Annotated in this window: 15 protein-coding genes and 1 riboswitch; of the genes, 10 read left to right on the forward strand and 5 right to left on the reverse strand. The window is 42.5% G+C overall.

Annotation, left to right across the window (positions count from 1 at the left end):
* Positions 1-51: 51 nt before the first annotated feature.
* Both M2135_RS01835 and M2135_RS01840 read right to left on the reverse strand, forming a co-directional pair.
* Positions 52-2,451 carry a glycoside hydrolase family 9 protein gene (locus tag M2135_RS01835; protein WP_280746868.1) on the reverse strand — a complete coding sequence of 800 codons (2,400 nt, stop codon included), beginning with the start codon at positions 2,449-2,451 and terminating at the stop codon, positions 52-54.
* Positions 2,452-3,236: 785 nt separating this feature from the next.
* Complete coding sequence (locus M2135_RS01840) at positions 3,237-3,968, reverse strand: lysophospholipid acyltransferase family protein (protein ID WP_280746869.1); 732 nt, start codon at positions 3,966-3,968, stop codon at positions 3,237-3,239.
* Between the two features lie 115 nt (positions 3,969-4,083).
* Between M2135_RS01840 and M2135_RS01845 the strand changes: the two genes are divergently transcribed.
* The 6 genes from M2135_RS01845 to nrdG all read left to right on the forward strand — a co-directional run bounded on the left by M2135_RS01845 (position 4,084) and on the right by nrdG (position 12,006).
* Positions 4,084-4,761 (forward strand): phosphatase PAP2 family protein, encoded by a 678-nt coding sequence (locus M2135_RS01845; RefSeq protein WP_280746870.1) that lies wholly within the window; start codon positions 4,084-4,086, stop codon positions 4,759-4,761.
* A 76-nt stretch (positions 4,762-4,837) separates the two neighbouring features.
* On the forward strand, positions 4,838-5,782 hold the full coding sequence (locus M2135_RS01850) for a cation diffusion facilitator family transporter (protein WP_280746871.1): 945 nt from the start codon (positions 4,838-4,840) through the stop codon (positions 5,780-5,782).
* Between the two features lie 165 nt (positions 5,783-5,947).
* Complete coding sequence (fldA, locus tag M2135_RS01855) at positions 5,948-6,457, forward strand: flavodoxin FldA (protein WP_280746872.1); 510 nt, start codon at positions 5,948-5,950, stop codon at positions 6,455-6,457.
* Between the two features lie 235 nt (positions 6,458-6,692).
* Positions 6,693-8,666, forward strand: coding sequence for a glycoside hydrolase family 97 protein (locus M2135_RS01860; RefSeq protein WP_280746873.1), 1,974 nt, complete (start codon positions 6,693-6,695; stop codon positions 8,664-8,666).
* Positions 8,667-9,113: 447 nt separating this feature from the next.
* A riboswitch (cobalamin riboswitch) is annotated at positions 9,114-9,324 on the forward strand.
* A 122-nt stretch (positions 9,325-9,446) separates the two neighbouring features.
* Positions 9,447-11,540, forward strand: a complete 2,094-nt coding sequence (nrdD, locus tag M2135_RS01865) for an anaerobic ribonucleoside-triphosphate reductase (RefSeq protein WP_280746993.1) — start codon at positions 9,447-9,449, stop codon at positions 11,538-11,540.
* Entirely contained in the window at positions 11,518-12,006 is a 489-nt protein-coding gene (nrdG, locus tag M2135_RS01870; RefSeq protein ID WP_280746874.1) for an anaerobic ribonucleoside-triphosphate reductase activating protein, read from the forward strand. The genes nrdD and nrdG overlap by 23 nt, the downstream gene beginning before the upstream one ends.
* Before the next feature lie 119 nt (positions 12,007-12,125).
* On the opposite strand, the gene M2135_RS01875 is transcribed toward nrdG, so the two are convergent.
* The 3 genes from M2135_RS01875 to rarD all read right to left on the reverse strand — a co-directional run bounded on the left by M2135_RS01875 (position 12,126) and on the right by rarD (position 15,777).
* A complete protein-coding gene (locus M2135_RS01875) occupies positions 12,126-12,761 on the reverse strand; it encodes a YiiX/YebB-like N1pC/P60 family cysteine hydrolase (protein ID WP_280746875.1) in 636 nt (211 codons plus the stop codon).
* Between the two features lie 8 nt (positions 12,762-12,769).
* On the reverse strand, positions 12,770-14,803 hold the full coding sequence (locus M2135_RS01880) for a TonB-dependent receptor (RefSeq protein ID WP_280746876.1): 2,034 nt from the start codon (positions 14,801-14,803) through the stop codon (positions 12,770-12,772).
* Positions 14,804-14,868: 65 nt separating this feature from the next.
* Positions 14,869-15,777, reverse strand: coding sequence for an EamA family transporter RarD (rarD, locus tag M2135_RS01885; protein ID WP_280746877.1), 909 nt, complete (start codon positions 15,775-15,777; stop codon positions 14,869-14,871).
* A 367-nt stretch (positions 15,778-16,144) separates the two neighbouring features.
* Here rarD and aldA point away from each other — a divergent pair, with 367 nt between their 5' ends.
* From aldA to M2135_RS01905, 4 genes are read left to right on the forward strand one after another with little or no spacing between them, the layout of a single operon-like run.
* Positions 16,145-17,581, forward strand: a complete 1,437-nt coding sequence (gene aldA, locus M2135_RS01890) for an aldehyde dehydrogenase (RefSeq protein WP_280746878.1) — start codon at positions 16,145-16,147, stop codon at positions 17,579-17,581.
* A gap of 23 nt (positions 17,582-17,604) precedes the next feature.
* Positions 17,605-18,345: a (Fe-S)-binding protein gene (locus M2135_RS01895; protein ID WP_280746879.1), complete on the forward strand. Its 741-nt coding sequence runs from the start codon at positions 17,605-17,607 to the stop codon at positions 18,343-18,345.
* Entirely contained in the window at positions 18,342-19,724 is a 1,383-nt protein-coding gene (locus M2135_RS01900; RefSeq protein ID WP_280746880.1) for a lactate utilization protein B, read from the forward strand. Before M2135_RS01895 ends, M2135_RS01900 begins: the two co-directional genes overlap by 4 nt.
* On the forward strand, positions 19,721-20,296 hold the full coding sequence (locus tag M2135_RS01905) for an LUD domain-containing protein (RefSeq protein WP_280746881.1): 576 nt from the start codon (positions 19,721-19,723) through the stop codon (positions 20,294-20,296). The genes M2135_RS01900 and M2135_RS01905 overlap by 4 nt, the downstream gene beginning before the upstream one ends.
* The last annotated feature ends 320 nt before the right edge of the window (positions 20,297-20,616 follow it).

The following is a 20,616-nucleotide window of genomic DNA, read 5'->3' on the forward strand; positions in this document are numbered from 1 at the left end:
ATCCAGTTTGTTGCACAACCATAAAGCGGTGCAACAAACTGAATAATATCTTTAATCTTTAAACAATTCAGCCACAGTCCAGATCATTCGCGCAGTCGTATGCGTCCAGATCTCCTTATAGGTACAGTTGTTCTGCATGGGGAAATAAGGCTTATCATCATTCTCGAACGTCTCGACACCAACAGGTACCGCCCCTACTACATCGCCGGCATACGCACCGTACAACGGATGATAGTCGTACCCGTCACCATAAACCGTACTGATCGCAAAAGGATTATAGCCAATCAGGTATTCCAGTTGGCGGGTCGCTATATGTTTCAGGTTTTCGTCGTTAAAGTACCGTGCAAGGATAAAAGCTATTTTTGCTTTTCCCATATGGATGGCATGAAATCCCCGGAACTGATAAGCTACCGGGAAACGACGCAGGTAATGCGTTTTCGATAAAGCGATACCATTCTTCACCTGAGCGTTATACTCTTCCAACGAAGGTAGTCCGACCCGCTCCCCTTCATGATAAAGACTGGAATAATCGGTGTTGTTCACTTCATAGACATAGCTGGGCAACAGATCATACGTCCCAGCATGCTTCGACAGGTCATACAGGTAATCGGAATAAGCTTGTAATGATTCTTTCCACAACGAAGCCTCCCGGTGGTTGGGCGCTTCCGTCACCAGCATCACCAAACCTTGTATCATCAGATGTTCCATGCAACGGTGCGAATACGCCAGGATACGTTTCTTTTCCTGTGATTCATAGAAAAAGCCACGTAATGGAGTCGACCAATCCTTGCGTCTTTCCAATTGTTGACAATTCATAACGATCCGGGCATAATGAGCGCCCCAGTCCAGATACTCCTGATTCTTTGTCAACTGATACATATCCATCGCCGTCACCATGGCACGAGCCGCTGTTTCCGCTTCATTATTTTTATTCTTATTCATGCCCATCAGCTCCATGGCAAACTGAAAATCCTCTATCGCACTATTCCGGCACCAACGGGCAAACACCGGGTCGAACTCCTCAAAATGAGGAACCGCCATTGCACAATACGAAGCAGCCACCAAATTCCCCGAAGGCGAATTGCTGGCTGTGGCTTGCATATCATCTTTATCTCCGCGAATATTCTTGGTCCAGATACTGACAATCAATCCTCCGTGACGATAGCCATCTCCAAAACGGGTACGCAACACCCAGTTCAACCCCCAGCGGGCTTCTTCCAATAGCCGTTCGTACAATACCTGGTCTTTCCCTTTAACAGCATTCGCCAGTTCCAGCATGGCGATACCTGCTTCTGCCGTATTACCGACCCCTTGCGTTAAGTCTGCCGCATCATGCCAACCGCCGGCCACACTCAGGCTTCGCCCGTCGGGATGAATACACCAAACATCTTGGTGACATTCCTGATGGATACCCGGCTGATCGTATCCGCAACGTTCGGCATAAAAGAAATTCAACGTGCGCCAGGCTGTTGCCAGATAAGCTTCATCGCCTATGGCAAAAGGTTTGGAGACGATATCATCTACAGCGATCGTATATCGTCCGGCCTTATTCAAATCACTAAAATCCAATAAAACAAACCCATCTTTCATGGATTTCCCTTGTCCTTCATAAGCGACATTGCCGCTTTTTTCATCATATATTTTAAAGGATGTATTTTTTACATGTTGCACCAACGCCTGTTTACGGGCACCCGATTTATATCCGCTATGACTGTATGCTATCGCATTCTTCCGTAGGTCGAAACCACGACTGTTTTCTGCTTCCACTTTCTCTATACGCATATCGTCGACATACATACTCATACGCTCGCTGGCTCCTGCCGGAGCACCCGACAGCATGATATTTACCGAGAAACCGGTCACGCAATCCCGATACAAATCGGGGATCTCCCAGACAATCCTCTGCCATTTGCCCGGATAAACCGTTTCAAAATGTTGTCCTTCAAAACGGCCGGGAGTAGGCATGATCTGCTCGCCTTCATTATAAAGGGTAAAACCGGCAAATACGGTATACAATCCCGGAGCATCGACATAGACCCATACCGAAAAACGGTTGTATTCACGAAGATCTTCCCGGTTTAACGGGCGGATCACTTCGGCCAACGCATAATTGCGGTTTGTCGGATTCTTTACGCCAAGGGATATCGGGGTATCCAAGCGGACGCTCCCTTCACCGGAAACAGTGACCTCCCGATCGACATGTAATGTTCCGGGGCCACTGATTCTTAACGATTCAAAATCCGAAGCCAACGGCAATGAACGGGTTTTTAATACCTCTTTCTGGTACCACCGGGTAAGACCGGCATCCTCCAGATCCGGCTTCATGGTGACTTTGAGATAACGACTCTCTTCTAACTGTTTAAGAAGTTTGGTGTCGGATGTATACACATTCTGTCCGACCATTGCTATAGAAAATAGCAAACACACGATGGAATAATAATACTTACACATAAGGTTAATGAATAATGAGTTTTTTTCAATGCCGCAAGATATTATATTTATTCTGAAGCCCCCGATAAACAGACTTTTCTTTGTGATTTTTTAAGATGCATTGAATATAAAGGAATACTAAATTTTTTATCCATTTGAATTGGCGGTATAAGACGAAGGGGAAAAATGAAGAATATGTGAAGATAGTGAAGGCGAACGCCACAGGCGTTAAATGTGCATAACCCCGGGTGAAGAGGAGCGTAGCGGATCGACTCGGGGGGGGCGGTGAATAGATACTACTCTCCAATCAACGCCGATAGGTGTTGAACCGCAGATGATTGAACACCTTCGGCGTTCGTTTGTTACACTCATTATATACCCCGGGTCGATCCGCTACGCTCCTCTTCACCCGGGGTTATGCACATTAAATCCCTGCGGGATTTGGCCTTCGGAAAATCTTCAAACATTACACTATTTGAAATAAGCACTGCCCCTCTATTAAAAGAATTCTTCAGATCCTCTATCCCATTCCTCTCAATCTACAATCATTTTTATCCTCATACTTTAATCGTCTACCAGTTGGAGCACTATCGTCCACCAATTGGATCACTTCCGTCTACCAACTGTGTCACTATCGTCTACCAATTGGTAGACGATTAATTCCCCCATAAAAAACCTTAGAATACCCAGATAAAAGGTATAAGCTATCCCAATAAAAGAGAGAAGCCTCTTCTATTTGTTCGGTCTTTCAATTGACCGCTTCTAAAATCAAGCAGAGAGATGCGTAATCGATCGGATCAGGCAGATTACAGGATGCCTTCCACAACGCTCTTTTCTGTCCGTTCGTAAATATCAGGGAAAGAGACTCCTTTTACCGGGAAAGGTTCATGAATGGTCAGAATCACTTTATTTCCTAACCCCAGCGGAAATGATCCCCAGCGGGTTATTTTCCAGGAGTTATTGATTGTTACGGGCACCATATAAGCGGATGGGGCGTATTTACACAACACTTTCAAGCCGTTTTCGGCAAACCGTTTGGGTTTACCGGTTCGGCTCCTTGTGCCTTCCGGAAATATCACCGCTGAACGTTTATTCACCTCGATATATTCCGCCAGGTTTCTGATGGCAGAAAGGGCTTGTTTCGAATCTTTCCGGTCGATAACCGCCGATCCACCATGATTCAGATTGTACGAAATACTCGGGATACCTTTGGCCAGTTCAATCTTACTGATAAACTTGGGATGTATCTTGCGCATAAACCAGATCATGGTCGTTATATCAAACATGCTCTGATGGTTGGAAGCGATAATTAATGGAACCCCTTCGGGCAAACGATCGAGATGTTCGATCCGATAAGTTGTCCCTAACAGATAGGTATTAGCCACCAGGAAAAAATTCAGTATATCCACACTTCTCTTATGGGCATGATACCCGAACAGGTTCAGGCAAACCCATTGAATCGGATGAAAAATAAGCAGAGTCAGGAAGAATAACAAATAAAAAACCAGGGATAAAGGGATCGATATTATTTTCTGCATAAGTTGTTTTTTGGGTACAAAAATAGAAAAATACTGATTTTTCTCCCTATAATAACACTGTTGATAGACCTATTTTTTTAGCTTTGAACTTTTAACAAAGAATATATAAAACAACATGCTCGAAAAATTACTACCTTACGAACTTGACCTTTTCTATCTTATCAACAGTTCACATACTCCCCTTATGGATCAGATTATGCGGGTTTATTCGGGGATATATATCTGGTTTCCGGTCATGATCGGTTTTCTTTTTGTTTTGACCTATCAAAAAAAACGATACGAATGGATACCCGTTTTTATAGCGTTTACAGGAGTCGTTGTTGCAGGATTAATCCTCTCGTCCCTTATCACCAAACCGTATTTTGCCCGGTTCCGTCCGATCTACCACCCTTCGGTGATGGATCAGGTCAGAAGTTTGTATGAAAGTATGCCGGATCTTTACGGATTTATTTCGGGACATTCCACGACAGCGTTTGGGATAGCGACCTTTACTGCTTGCCTGTTCGGTAAGCGCTTTTATACCTGGACTATTTTTATCTGGGCATTTATGATGGCCTATTCACGGATTTATCTGGGGGTGCATTTTATATCAGATATTGTTGCGGGAGCATTCGCCGGACTCCTTATCGGTTTTATCGGTTACCGATTATATCTTTCTTTTGCGAATAAGCGGGAAGTGAAAGCGGAATATTCGACGAAGATAATCACTGTTTTTTCCCTCTCCCTGATCGGATATATCTTGTTTTGCGCATTAATCAGTAATGAACTGGTTCGCTGGTTTGGGTATTTCTAAGATAGATGAGTCTATGTCGGAAAAAGAATAGAATATTTTGAATAGTATTATCTTTGTTCCTTTAAACGGGACAGATATGAATAAAAAAACGCTTCCTAAAGAGCAGATATTAATCAAAACTTCCTGGATCAGCACCATCGGTAACGCTGTATTGTCGGTCGCTAAGATCGTTATTGGAGTGATCTCCGGCAGTATGGCTGTTTTAGGTGACGGGATTGATTCGGCCACAGATGTCATTATCTCAATCGTCATGATCTTTACTGCCCGTATCATGAACCGCCCTCCAAGTCAAAAGTATGTTTTCGGCTATGAAAAGGCAGAAAGTATCGCCACAAAAGTGCTTTCGCTTGTTATCTTTTATGCCGGGATTCAGATGTTAATCTCTTCCGTTCAACGTATATTCTCTTCGGAAGCCAGAGAATTACCCGGCAAACTGGCAATATATGTCACCTTGTTCTCCATCGTTGGCAAATGGGGATTAGCCTATTACCAAATGCGACAAGGGAAAAAGATCAACAGTTCGATGCTGGTAGCCAATGCCAAAAATATGCAAAACGATGTGATTATATCGATCGGCGTATTGGCAGGGTTGTTCTTTACCTTTATTCTACACATGCCTATACTGGATACAATTACAGGATTAATTATCAGCTTTTTCATCCTGAAAACATCTATTGGAATCTTCATGGATTCCAATGTAGAATTAATGGATGGAGTAAAAGATGAAACAGTCTATAATAAAATATTCGAAGCAGTCGATCGTGTTCCCGGAGCACATAATCCGCATCGTGTCCGTTCACGTCAGATTGGGAATATGTATATGATCGACCTCGACATTGAAGCTAACGGAGAGATCTCACTCCATGAAGCCCACGCCATTGCCGATGAAGTAGAAAACAGTATCAAAAGGTCTATTGAAAATGTGTATGATATTGTCGTGCACGTCGAGCCGGAAGGGAAATGTCACGCTGAAGAAAAATTCGGTATTGATAAAGAGACCCTGAACAAAGCCTGTCGTTAAAGATGTTTATATCTCATCCTTTCTTACAGCCTATAAATTGATCGTAAGCGATAACCGAGCATACCTACTTATTGTTTTTCAAGCTGTTTTTTACTTAAAATTAGGTATTGCATCAAAAGTCTATTTCATGGAACTTTGCTCTTGTAATTAAATAAACAGATCATTATGAGAAAAACAGCTATTTTTTATGGTTCTTCTTCAGGGACAACAGAAGAGATTGCCGGCCGTATTGCCGGTAAATTAGGTGTAGATTCGTCCAATGTATATAATGTCGGTGAAGCAAGTGTAGATGATGTGGCGTCTTACGATGTTTTGATCCTCGGATCATCGACCTGGGGTGTTGGTGATTTACAAGATGACTGGGAGGGCTTCTTGCCTAAACTGAGAAAAGCGGATCTTTCAGGTAAAGCCGTGGCTATTTTTGGAACAGGAGACGGATCCTCATTCGGTGACTCCTTTTGTGATGCCATAGGTACAATCTATAAAGAATTACAAGGAAGCGGTGGCCGTTTTTGCGGAGCGGTTTCAAAGGATGGGTACTCTTTCGACGACTCAACAGCTTTGGTAAACGGAACATTTGTCGGTCTGCCACTCGACGAGGTCAACGAAGAGAGAGAAACCGACGGACGTATCGACCGTTGGATCGAACAACTGAAAAAAGAGTGTCTGGATTAAATCGTTGAATCTACCCGGGGATACCGAAAGATGCGTAACCCCGGGTTTTATCATTCTCTCTTTCTCTGAAAATAAACTAATCTCAGAATAATAGCTATCCTTTACTGAGCCCTCAATTGACTTAAAGCGAATCGTGTCTATCCGAAGAAATTCAAGTTATTGCACAAACGTAGTAATCACATCTTTTCCTAACTTTGCACTTTCTATGAATGTGATCTATAAACACGCTTTAAACATGAAACAATTCTTCTATTGTATTGCATTAACCCTATGCAGTCTCTCTTTGACAGCACAAAAGAGAGTCGATCTTCAATCTCCGGACAAAAAGGTACAATTCAGTCTTACTCTGGATAAAAAAGCACCGACATATACGGTCAGTTTCAAAAAGACACCATTGATCGATCAATCTCCTCTGGGGTTTGAATTTGAAGATGGGATATGGAGTACTGATCTGATCATGCATAAGCCGGTGTATACAACCGGGGATGAAACGTATGAATTGATTGTCGGAAAAACGAAAACGGTTCGGAGTCATTATAAAGAAGTCACTATCCCTCTGGAGGAAAGCGTTGAAAAAAAGCGGAAGATCAATCTGGTGGTAAGAGCATTTGATGATGGCCTTGCATTCAGATACGAATTCCCCCAACAAGCCGGTTGGTCTTCTTACATCATGTATCATGAAAACACCCAGTTCAATCCATCCGGTAATCCGGAGATGACAGTCTTACACCTCCCCTCCTACCTGACATCCCATGAAGGTTTGTATACCCAAACAACTTATCAAAAACTGAAAGAGAAAGAGTTGATGGATATGCCCGCCCTTTTTCAGTTTCCGAATAATATCTATATGGCGATCACCGAAGCGGCTCTCCGCGACTATGCCGGCATGTATTTAATGAAAGAAGGAAATAGTCTTAAAGGGAAATTATCCCCTTCGCTTACCGATGAAAAGGTAAAAGTCGTCGCCGATTTACCCCATCAGACCCCATGGAGAGTCTTTATGATCAGCGACAGGATCGGCGCATTGATCGAATCCAATATCCTGACCAACCTGAATGAACCGTGTCAGATAGAAGATACCTCCTGGATAAAACCTGGAAAAACCACCTTTACATGGTGGAACGGGAATGTCGTGCCGGATACGACATTTATGGCAGGCAATAATTTCGAAACCAATAAATATTATATTGATTTTGCAGCCCGGAACGGATTGGAGTATCATTCGATTTACGGATATGCCGAACAACCCTGGTATACAGACGATGGTTTCGATTTTGGATCTCCAGGCCAACATGTTGATATCACTCAGCCAATAGCTCCGCTTGATATGAAATACATCTGTGACTATGCAAAAAATAAAGGAGTAGGCATACACGTCTGGCTGAACTGGAAGGCACTGTACCCCAAGATAGATGAAGCATTTATTTTATTCGAAGAATGGGGCATCTCTGGTATGATGGTCGATTTTATGGATCGCGACGATCAGCAAATGATCCGTATACAGGAAGAGATTGTTGCTAAAGCAGCCAAACATCATCTATTTATTCAGTTTCACGGCTCCAGTAAACCCTCCGGATTACACCGAACCTATCCGAATGAGTTCACCCGTGAGGGGACATTGAATTATGAGGTCTATAAGTGGGACGACAGAATTAATGCCGATCATGATATCTCTATGCCTTTCACCCGTTTACTTGCCGGTCCGGCAGATTATCATCTGGGAGGATTCAGAGCGGTTACGCGTTCGCAATACAAACCCCGGTTTTCAAACCCTTTAGTGACCAGTACCCGGTGTCATATGTTAGCGATGTATGTGGTTCTGGAAAGTTATTTAGGAATGGTATGCGATACGCCACAAGCCTATGAAGGACAGCCCGGATTTGAATTTATCAAACAACTGCCGACTGTGTGGGATGAAACAGTAGTTCCGGATGCATCCGTGAATGAATTTGTTGTAGTTGCACGGCGAAAAGGCGATGAATGGTTTGTTGGTGCACTGAATAACAGCAAGGCCAGAGATTTATCTATTCCATTAAACTTCCTTGGAAAGGGAGAATACCATGCGGAGATCTATACAGATGCAAGCGACGCCCATGTGAATCCGAATCACTTGAATAAACAATTCCGAACATTCAGGAAAGGAGATCTGATTGAAATCCCATTAGCTATAGACGGAGGAGCGGTTGTACGCCTTGTTAAATCAGAATGACGGGAAGAAATTTCTGTTACAACGGGAAGAAATTTCTGTTACACCTACCTCTGTTTTCTGTTAGAGGTACCTCTAAATCGATTTAGAGGTAGGTGTAAATTAGTTTAGAGGTACCTCTAAATGATTTTAGACGTACCTCTAACAGAAAAGTGTTTATAACCGCTCATAAAAAGGAATGGATCATCTATAAAAAACATGCAGAGCTTACACATTATTGACTACTGTAAGTAATCGATCATTTTACATATAGTTACTCAAACTCTACACTGTATTACACAAAAGCATGACAATTTTTACTTATTTGAAAAACTTTCTCTCAAACATTTTTACAACAAAAAACCAAACAATAAATACAATAATCTGAATATCAATATACTAATTCTCATGTTGATAACTTTATATTGTTAAAAAGGAAAACTTATCATCCACATCGATTTTCTTTTTTATACTTTTGCTGGCGTATAAGGTTCCTATTTTTGGATAAAAGGGAACCGGGTGAGAATCCCGGACTATCCCCGTAGCTGTAAGTTTCTAAAAAAGGGAGAACAGATTGCCACTGGTCAGTATGAGGCGACAATAAAAGAATCGTTATTCATAAGCCGGGAAGGCGTTCTACCCGAAACAAGTCAGAAGACCTGCCTTATGCAAACAAAATCCGGGCTTTCGGGCGAAAAGCGACAGGATGAGTATTTGCAAACAGGTACTCCTCTCCGACTATCAACTATCCCCCGTTTAGTTTCCGACCATTTAAGCATATTATCAGCTAAACAGATTAATAAAATGATGGACTTAGTTATCGTTAAAAGGGATGGAAAAAGAGAACCGTTTTCTCTTGAGAAAATTCAGAATGCCATAGCCAAAGCATTTTTATCGGTGGGAAGTTTTGCCACGCAGGATGTGATTACGAACATCCTGAGCCGGGTAAGTATAAAGAACGAAACCACAGTGGAAGAGATTCAAAATCAGGTAGAAATCGCCCTGATGGCCGAACGGTATTATGCAGTTGCCAAAGCGTACATGATTTACCGTCAGAAACATACCGAAGACAGGGAGGTACGCGATAAATTAAACTTCTTGATGGAATACTGCGATGCAAAAAATGCTGCGACAGGAAGCAAGTACGACTCCAATGCGAATGTGGAGAATAAGAATATGGCCACACTGATCGGCGAACTACCCAAATCGAATTTTATACGCCTGAATCGGCGTATGCTGACCGATCGCCTGAAAGAAAAATATGGAAAAGAGGTTGCCGATAAATATATCGAAATGCTTAATGGTCACTATATTTATAAAAACGACGAGACCAGCCTGGCGAACTATTGTGCCAGTATTACCATGTATCCCTGGCTGATTAGTGGAACGGCTGCCATCGGAGGCAATTCGAAAGCGCCAACCAACCTGAAATCGTTCTCCGGTGGTTTTATCAATATGGTTTTTATGGTATCGAGTATGTTGAGTGGTGCCTGTGCAACTCCTGAGTTTCTGATGTATATGAACTATTTCATCGGACTGGAATATGGTTCGGATTATTATTTAGAAGCAGATAAGGTGGTTGACCTGTCGAAAAAACAACGAACCATTGATAAGGTAATTACCGACTATTTTGAACAGATCGTCTATTCGATCAACCAACCTACCGGAGCTCGTAATTTTCAGGCTGTTTTCTGGAATATATCGTATTACGACCGGTATTATTTCGAAAGCTTGTTCAACGAATTTCGTTTTCCTAACGGCGAAGCACCTCATTGGGAGTCACTCAGTTGGCTGCAAAAACGTTTTATGAAATGGTTCAATAAAGAACGAACCCGTTCTATTCTGACTTTTCCGGTTGAGACAATGGCGCTATTGACTGAAAACGGGGAGCCTAAAGACAAAGAGTATGGAGATTTCACCGCAGAGATGTATGCCGAAGGACACTCTTTTTTTACTTATATGAGCGACAACGCCGATTCGTTGAGTAGTTGTTGTCGTCTTCGTAATGAGATCCAAGATAATGGGTTTAGCTATACGCTGGGAGCCGGCGGAGTCTCTACCGGATCAAAAAGTGTACTTACGATCAACCTGAATCGCTGTATTCAAAGTGCAGTACGGAAAGGATACCCTTATCAGTTTTTCCTCGAAGAGATTGTCGAACTCGTTCATAAGGTTCAACTGGCCTACAACGACAATCTGAAGTATATGCATGAAAAAGGAATGCTCCCCTTGTTTGATGCCGGATATATCAATATGGGACGTCAATACCTGACAATCGGCGTGAATGGTTTGGTTGAAGCCGCAGAATTTCTTGGAATAGAGATCAGTGATAATCCGCGTTATCTAAGCTTCGTTCAAGAGATACTGGGGCTGATTGAAGATTACAACAAAAAATACCGGACAAAAGAGATCATGTTCAACTGCGAAATGATCCCGGCCGAGAATGTCGGAGTGAAACATGCCAAATGGGATAAACGGGACGGATACAAAGTCAACCGAGACTGTTACAACAGTTATTTCTATATCGTAGAAGATGAGTCGTTGAATATCATTGATAAATTCCGCATCCATGGCCGGAAATATATCGAACACCTGACCGGAGGATCAGCGCTTCACCTCAATCTCGACGAACATTTGAGTAAGGAACAATACCGTCAACTGCTGCGGGTAGCGACTCAGGAAGGGTGCAACTACTTTACATTCAACATACCCAATACCGTATGCAACGATTGCGGACATATCGACAAACGTCATTTACACGAATGTCCTTCCTGTCAAAGCAAGAATATCGACTATCTGACCCGCATTATCGGTTATATGAAACGTATCAGCAACTTCTCTCAACCGCGGCAAAAGGAGGCCGCTCAGCGCCATTATGCTACGGTTCACCAGCTATGATATCGTTTTTCAGGAAATCCCGAACGAGGTAACATTGGCGATCAACCTTTCCAACTGCCCGAACCGTTGTAAAGGATGTCATAGCGCCCATCTGATGAGAGATACCGGTGAAATTCTCAATAGAGATTCGCTTGATGAGTTGTTTGGGAAATATAAAAATGCAATTACCTGTATCTGTTTCATGGGGGGCGATGCCGCTCCTCATGAAGTTGAATCCCTCTCCGTTTATTTACGGAAACAGAGTGAAGGAAAAATAAAAACCGGTTGGTATTCCGGAAAAAAAGAGTTACCCGAAGGTTGTTCGCTTAACAACTTCAACTACATCAAACTAGGGCCTTATATCGAACGTCTCGGAGGTTTGGATTCACCCCATACCAATCAACGTTTCTATCGTATCGAAGAGAACAGAATGATTGATATGACCAGTTGTTTTCAGAAACCGAAGAATTTAAGGATTCAAAATTAGGACTGAATTGTCAGAAAAGAACAACAGAGTTCAAGTATACCACCTGAACCCTGTTGTTTTTACATTTACATCCTATGAAAGCACATTCTCTTTCTATTTTTCAATTCACAATTCATAACTCATAATTCATATACCCCCTCTATTACATCCGCCCGTGACATTGCACCCGGATTGATTCCGGCTTCACCTTCCGGAATAGGGAGATTATGTTTATGAAAATAGTCGATCCAACCTACAGTCGTTTCTTCTGTGTCTGGAGATTTAAAAGTCATTTCGTTTAGGCGAAAAACCTCTTTCCCCTTATTGGCTTGTTTGAGTATCTCATAGACCAACTCTGAACAATAAAATGCATCATTATTCAAAATAAAACCATAATCATACTCCTTTCCAATGAAAGAGAGTCCAATTGCTAATGCGTGTGGTATAAGCGGCTGATACTCCTCCTTCAACCGGCCTACCACCGACTTAGGGAAACATCCTTCGTCGTCAGGATAGAGGTATTCGGAAATTGGAGTCAGAGTAACTTTGGGAGTAGTTGCTTCGAGCACAAAAACAGCCCCCGCGCTATCTATATATACAATCCCGACATGCGTAAACTGATACGTTCCGATACTGCTTGTGACCTGTTTAATGGTATTTTCCGTATCTCCCGTACAAGCTTCCTGAAAGATAAGATCACCATTCTTTAATTGAAACACCTCTGCCCGACTATCCACAAAAAGAGATAATAGAATTATTGCCATATAATATTTCATACCGGTGATTATTTAAAGGTATAACTGACTCCCCCTGTCAACCAGAAACCCGGTTGCGGAATATTCCCCATATCATTATGCCGAGTATCATACAGGTTGTTTAAATTGAGATGTAATGCGATATCCTGATAATGGTAGTTCAGTCTTAAATCTAATGTGGAGAAGGCTCGGTAAGGAGTTCGACCGATATCCAACCCATCCTCATAGGCATCATACATTCCCATTCGTTTTTGATACCTGAAGTACCACCCTGCAGAAAACGCCTTATAGATCCGGTGATTGAATGTCGCAGTAAATTTATCACGAAGATAATTCAGTTTGTACAAGGAGTTTTGTCCGTTGGTATCACAATCTTGATTCATACGCGCATAATCAAGAGAGAGAGCTGTCTGTTCTCCTAAAACAGGCCATATTTCCGCCAACCTGAAACGTAGACCCAGTTCAACACCTTGTGTGTTCAATTTGGTATGGTTCCATGAAGCACTCACGGTTCGTCCATCTTCTTTCTCCACCCTGACCCAGTCGATAATATTGCGCCCCCACATCAAAAAGCCTGTCAGGTAAGCGCTTACAAATGCATCTTTGTATTTAAACCCCAGATCAACAGATTGTGAACGTTCCGGTAGGAGATTATCGTTACTGTCGTGTGTCTCTGTTGTATAATACAATTCCGTAAACGACGGCATTCGGGTAGAATTCCCCCAGGTGGTGTAGATATTTATCTTGTAATTGGGCCGGTAAGCCACACTGGCAGAAGGGTAAAATTTATATTTCCCTTTTTCCAGTGTATTATGATTCATCAATGCGCCTAGGGATAAAACAAAGTGTTCGAGTTTGGCCGTATGTTCTAAAGTGACGCTGGTATTCAGGCGATCATCGTAATTCTTAAAATGACCGTGTGGTTCAGCCATTGGTTTTCCTAAAACATTACTTATAATATCTTCCCGTCGTATTTCAGTTCCTATACTGGTATGACCAAGTTTCGATTCATACTGCATGATTAGATTGGTACCGTAAGTATCACCCCGGTGGTAATTTTTTCCATTTTCAGTCCCCCTATTGAGTTCAAAGGTATCATAATGTCTGAACCAGTAAATGATCGGTATAAATTTCAGCTTGGAACCAAACTCTCCTTTCAATGTACCCAAATACCGGCTGGTATGATCGTATTGATGGGGAAACTTTGCGGTATAAAAACTATTGGCTCCATATTTCTTGTCATTATAACCAAGATTAATATCTACTTTCGAATTCTCTTTAAACTGAAGACGGGTTTGTCCAAGAAGGTTATACAGGTTATAATCGGTATTATCCGTATATCCGTCGGAGGAGTTATGTCCTGCCGAGAGAGAGGTCGTGGCTATCCCCCATTTAGCCGCTCCACGTACTTCCAGTGCCCGAAGATTATGCATACCGCCTTCAACACGGGCATATCCTTTTGAATTGACGTTCTTTTTGGTGATGATATTGATTCCTCCGGCAAATGCACTTGCCCCATAAATCAAAGCGGATGGGCCATGAATAATTTCGATACGTTCGATGTCGGAAAGGTTGAAAGGAATGTCTAAACTATAAACTCCGGTGTGTGAGTTGGAGAGGTTGACTCCATTAAGTAGTATGGCGGTTTGGTCTTTTGATCCTCCTCGGATAGAAATGTCTGATTGTACGCCGTGTCCTGCTCGTTGGACAACATCTATATTGGCGGTATAGATTAATAGGTCTTGAAGGCTTTGGACGGGCGCCTGCTCAATTTGTTCTTGGGTGACTACTGTGACCAATTTTGCCGTTTGATTGATCGGCATGGCCACCCGTGAGGCTGTAACCATAACTTCTTCAATCTCCTGCTCCACCATCTCCGGTGTTTTCTGTTGCTCTTCTGAGGTTTGTGCCCAAACACCCATTGTTGGAACGATGGTAAGCACACATCCTGTGATCACCCCGATATTCACCACCTTGTGCATACTGTTAAATGCACTGTATGCTTTCCGGGCAAATCGTTTAAACCGGAAAACATCTTTTCCATAAAATCGTTTTTTCTTCATTTTTTAATGATATTATTAAATTAAGAAATTATTAAAAAGAGGTTATCAAAAGCCTCTATGTTGTTTTACGATGTCGCAATTGTCACCTTTTTCCCTTTCAGAATACTGATCGTATAACACGCCAACCCTGCCCAAACAAAAGCAAAACAGATCAGATACTCTATCCCGAAAGTCTCATTATAAACAAATACGCCAAGAAGTAGCTGAAGAGTCGGACTTAGATACTGAATAAACCCCATCGTGGAGAGTGGTATGACCTGTGCCGACTTGCCGAACCAAAAAAGCGGAAGGGCTGTCACAAGGCCACTTGCCACCAACAGCAAACTCGTTAGGGTCGACGCAGGGAAAAAAGAGACCTCTCCACCACTTCTCCCTGTATACAATAAAAACGCCAGAGCAAACGGAAAAACAACCATTGTTTCTACCGTAAGCGCAGGCATAGACTCCAGTTGAGCTTTCTTTTTCAACAACCCATATAAGCCAAAAGTGACCGCCAAAACAAGTGATATCCAGGGAAACTGACCATAACTGATTGTAAAATAGGTAACACCGACAAGCGCCAGTACAACAGCTATCTTTTGCATGGTTGCCAAACGCTCCTTTAGAAAAACATAACCCAAAAATACATTCACCAAAGGATTAATATAGTAACCTAACCCCGCCTCTACAATATGATTACTTGCTACGGCATAGATATACATGCCCCAATTTGCCGTAATAACCAATCCGGCTAAGCCGAGCCGGAACAAAATACGAGGCTGTTTGACATAGCTGATAAATGTTTGCCGGTTAGTCAAAAATACCCAGACCAAGAGCAAAACAAACGACCATACAATCCGATGAGCCAACACATTAGCGGCCGGTATTCCTGTAATTGCTTTCCAGAAAATAGGAAAAAGCCCCCAGGCAATATAACAGACCACAGCATAAATAATCCCTTGATTATAAGTCAATTTATTCTGATCAGATGACATCGTCTTTTCTATAATTAAGCGGACAAAGGTAAAGAATTAATCTAAATGTATTTCATACGATTGGTCGATTGTTTCTTCTGAATATAAATGTGGAAAGATTATAAAGAAAAAATCGTTTGACAACTGTCAAATGATCGTTTCACAATTGTGTAATAATCGTTTGATAATTATAGAATGATCGTTTGACAATTGTCAAACGAATCTGTGTTCAGCATAAAATGACAATTTTCCTATCTAAAATCCATTCTGGCAAAACGTTAATGTATCATTTTTGACAGAAGTAAAATCAGAATTAGAAACCCGTTGTATAACAGAATAAATACTTTAGCAACGCAAAAGCTGCTATTCATACTTAATATAATATACCATGAAAGAATTAAAAAGCTTTATTAACGGTAAGTTTGTCGAAAATACCAGTGGAAAATGGATTCATGTACTGAATCCTTCAACAGAAGAGGTGATCTCCTTAATGCCTGACGGCACCAGAGAAGAAGCTATCGCAGCCATCGAAGCTGCTGAAAAAGCGCAGGAGAAATGGGAAAGTACCCCATCATCAGTAAGGGCTTCATATCTTATTAAAATGGCAGCAGGTATTCGTAAGCGTGAAAAAGAACTTACTGATATTATTGTACGCGAAGGCGGTAAAACACAAGGGTTGGCAAATGTAGAGGTATTGTTTACGGCTGATTATCTGGAATACATGGCAGGATGGGCACGTCGTTACGAAGGTGAGATCATCCCAAGCGATCGTCCGAAAGAAACGATTATGCTTTTCAAAAAAGCGATCGGTGTAACTACCGGTATACTTCCATGGAACTTTCCGTTCTTCCTGATAGCACGTAAAGCAGCACCTGCTTTGATTACTGGTAATACAATAGTCGTAAAACCAAGTCAGCAAACCCCCGAAAATGCGTATGTGTTTGCACAGATTGTAGAAGAGACAGGTCTTCCGGCAGGCGTATTCAACCTGGTAAACGGGCGTGGATCGGTCATCGGCAACGAGTTGGCAGCGAATCCGAAAGTTGGTATGGTGAGTCTGACAGGTAGTGTTGCTGCCGGCGTTCAGACAATGGCTGCAGCAGCAGCAAACGTGACCAAAGTGTCACTGGAGTTAGGCGGAAAGGCTCCCGCTATTGTTATGGCAGACGCAGATATCGACTTAGCCGTAAAATCAATCATTGCATCACGCGTGATCAATACCGGTCAGGTTTGTAACTGTGCTGAGCGTGTCTATGTTGATAAAAAGATAAAAGATGTATTCATGGAGAAACTGATAGCCGGCATGAAAGCTGTCAAAGTCGGTAATCCGAGCGAAACAGCCGATCTGGATATGGGTCCCCTTATTGATGCGGCATCGCTGAAATCAATTGAAGATAAAGTTGAGAATGCAATCAAACAAGGAGCAAAACTGTTATGCGGAGGTAAACGCATCGGCAACAAAGGATACTTCTTTGAAGCTACCGTCCTTGACAATGTTACACAGAAAATGGACATTATTCAGGAAGAAACCTTCGGACCAGTATTACCGGTCGTTGAGTATACCGATATGAATGATGCTATTGCATGGGCTAATGATTGCGAATACGGCTTAACATCATCCGTATATACTCAGAACCTTGACAATGCTTTTAAACTCATGCGTTCACTGAAGTTTGGTGAAACATACATCAACCGCGAGAACTTCGAAGCAATGCAGGGATTCCACGCGGGCTGGCGTAAGTCGGGTATCGGTGGTGCAGATGGCAAACATGGTTTGGAAGAATATCTGCAAACACACGTGGTTTATTTAGAAACTCAGATTTAACAACCGAACATTAGATTATCTTTATGAAAATCGGATTATTCATACCTTGTTACGTAAACGCGATCTATCCCGATGTGGGTGTCGCCGCCTACAAACTGTTGACGTATTTGCAACAGGATGTGGATTTTCCAATGGATCAGACCTGCTGTGGCCAGCCAATGGCCAACGCAGGTTTTGAAAAAGAAGCCATACCGCTGGCGAAAGCTTTCGAACAGCAGTTCGAAAAGTATGACTATGTAGTGGCTCCCTCGGCAAGCTGTGCGTCGTTCGTTAAGTTCAACTATCCGCGATTGTTGAAAGACGAAGGGCATCTGTATCAAACCAACACCAAGATATACGATATCTGCGAATTTATCCACGATATACTAAAGCCAGATGCGCTACCGGGATACTTCCCGCATAAAGTAAGCGTTCATAATAGTTGTCATGGTGTACGTGAGTTGAAGTTATCATCGGCAAGCGAACTGAATATTCCTCGTTACAATAAGCTGATCAATCTATTGCGATTGGTTGACGGCATAGAGGTGGTTGAACCTGAGAAACCAGACGAATGTTGCGGCTTTGGTGGTATGTTCGCCATTGAAGAACCTGAAGTTTCTACTTGCATGGGCGAAGATAAAGTCAAGGCACACATAGCAACCGGAGCACGGTATATTACCGGAGCAGACAGTTCCTGCCTGATGCATATGCAAGGTGTCGTGGAAAGGCAGAAACTTCCTATTGAGTTTATTCACATTGTTCAAATTCTATCTACTGGCTTATGAGCACTATTCATGGTAAAAAGGCCGCAACCTTTATAGCTAACCGTCCACAGGAACAATGGCATAATGAGACACTGTGGATGGTGCGAAGCAAACGCGACCGGCTGGCGATGCAAATACCCGAATGGGAACAACTACGTGATCTATCCGACCAGATCAAACGGCATGTTGTCAGTCATCTGGATACGTATCTCCTTCAGTTCGCAGAGAAAGCAGAAGCAAACGGGATTATTGTACATTGGGCAAACAACGGCGAAGCACATAACCAAATTGTGTATGACATTCTTCGGAAAAGGAATGTCAAGAAGTTGGTGAAGAGTAAGTCGATGCTAACCGAAGAATGCGAGTTAAACCCATTTTTAGAGAGCAAGGACATCGATGTGGTGGAGAGTGATTTGGGTGAACGCATCCTTCAGCTGATGGATGAGAAGCCCAGTCATATTGTAATGCCTGCTATCCATCTGAAACGTCAGGAAGTAGGAAAACTATTCGAAAAAGAGATGCAAACCGAGAAGGACAACAGCGATCCTACCTACCTGACACATACGGCAAGAAGATTTCTTCGAAATGAATTCCTGACAGCCGATGCATCCATGACCGGAGCAAACTTCGGAGTAGCCAATACGGGTGAGATAGTCGTTTGTACCAACGAAGGAAATGCCGATATGGGAACAGCTCTGGCTCCTGTTCAGATTATTTCGATGGGTATAGAAAAACTGGTTCCCGACAAGAAAGCATTGAGCGTATTCACCCGATTGCTGGCTCGTTCGGCTACCGGTCAGCCTATCACAACCTACACCTCGCATTACCGTAAACCGAGCGAAGGAAAAGAAATTCATCTTATTATTGTAGACAATGGTAGAAGTAAACTATCAGGAAATGCAGAACATTATCAATCACTGAAATGTATTCGTTGTGGGGCTTGTATGAATACTTGTCCGGTTTATCGCCGTAGTGGCGGATACGCATACACCTATTTCATACCGGGACCTATCGGTATCAATCTGGGAATGGCTAAGGATCCGGTGAAGTATCACGATAATGTGTCTGCTTGTTCGCTTTGCTATTCGTGCAATAATGTCTGTCCGGCAAAGATCGATCTGGCGGATCAAATCTATCGTTGGAGACAGAATCTGGATAGTTACGGCAAGGCAGACCGACTGAAAAAAACAGCATCGTATGGTATGAAGTATATGTTCGGCAGTCCTCCCCTATTCCGCACGGCACTCAAACTGGCACCTGTCGTAAATGTAATGCCACGCTTCATACTCTACAACGGATTGAACAATTGGGGAAAAGGCAGAGAACTGCCTAAGTTTGCGAAAGAATCGTTCGTTAGTATGTGGAAAAAGGGTAAAGTACAACAAAGCAAACAAGTATGAACACGAAACAAGAAATAATAGACTCTATTCGCAAACAACCTATTGAGAAAATTGATATGCCTGATTTGAGTAGTCTTCACTTTCCTATCGAAGACAAAGAAACGACATTTATCTCCTCTTGTGAATTCGTGGGTGGCAAAGTTGTTTCATTGAACGAGCAATCATTAGACTCTATCATCAAGAAATTATATCCGGAAGCCAAGAGCATTGTGACCAACTTATCTATCGAAGGTATGAATACCATCCATCCTGACGAATTCGACACTCCACATCAACTGGCAAATACCGACGTAGCCATCATAGAAGGAACATTTGGAGTTGCCGAGAACGGTGCAGTCTGGATCCCCAAGAACACTAAACACCGTGCCCTCTACTTCATAGCGGAGAATCTCATCATCCTATTGGATAGAAACAAACTGGTATCGAATATGCACGATGCATACGACGAGATCAGCGACCTGGAATATGAGTTTGGTGTATTCATCTCCGGCCCATCTAAAACAGCCGATATCGAGCAAGCCCTCGTCATCGGTGCCCATGGTGCCAAAGAGGTCACTATTGTGTTAAGATAGCCGAATTGATATACAGCGAAATAATGTCTAAATCGTGGGACTTTTTGAAAAACTAAAAAGTCCCACAATTTGAACATGAAAGATTTACTTTTTCTGTATTTTCCTGCCGGTTGGCACAAAAATAAGATCCCTAATTCCGTATGGGAATCAGGGATCTTACATTGAATGGTCTTTTATTTTGGTGATTTGCCTGGGGTTCTGAACCTGTCAAAACCGACCAGTATATCAATAAGTTATAAATTCAACTTTTTGTAAGTCCCATGATTTACCCATGAGCAACCTTCGCTGTTTTACATCGACATGCGCACATGTTTGAAGGA

The organism is Parabacteroides sp. PF5-9 (assembly GCF_029893105.1).
Classification (GTDB): Bacteria; Bacteroidota; Bacteroidia; order Bacteroidales; family Tannerellaceae; genus JARXWG01.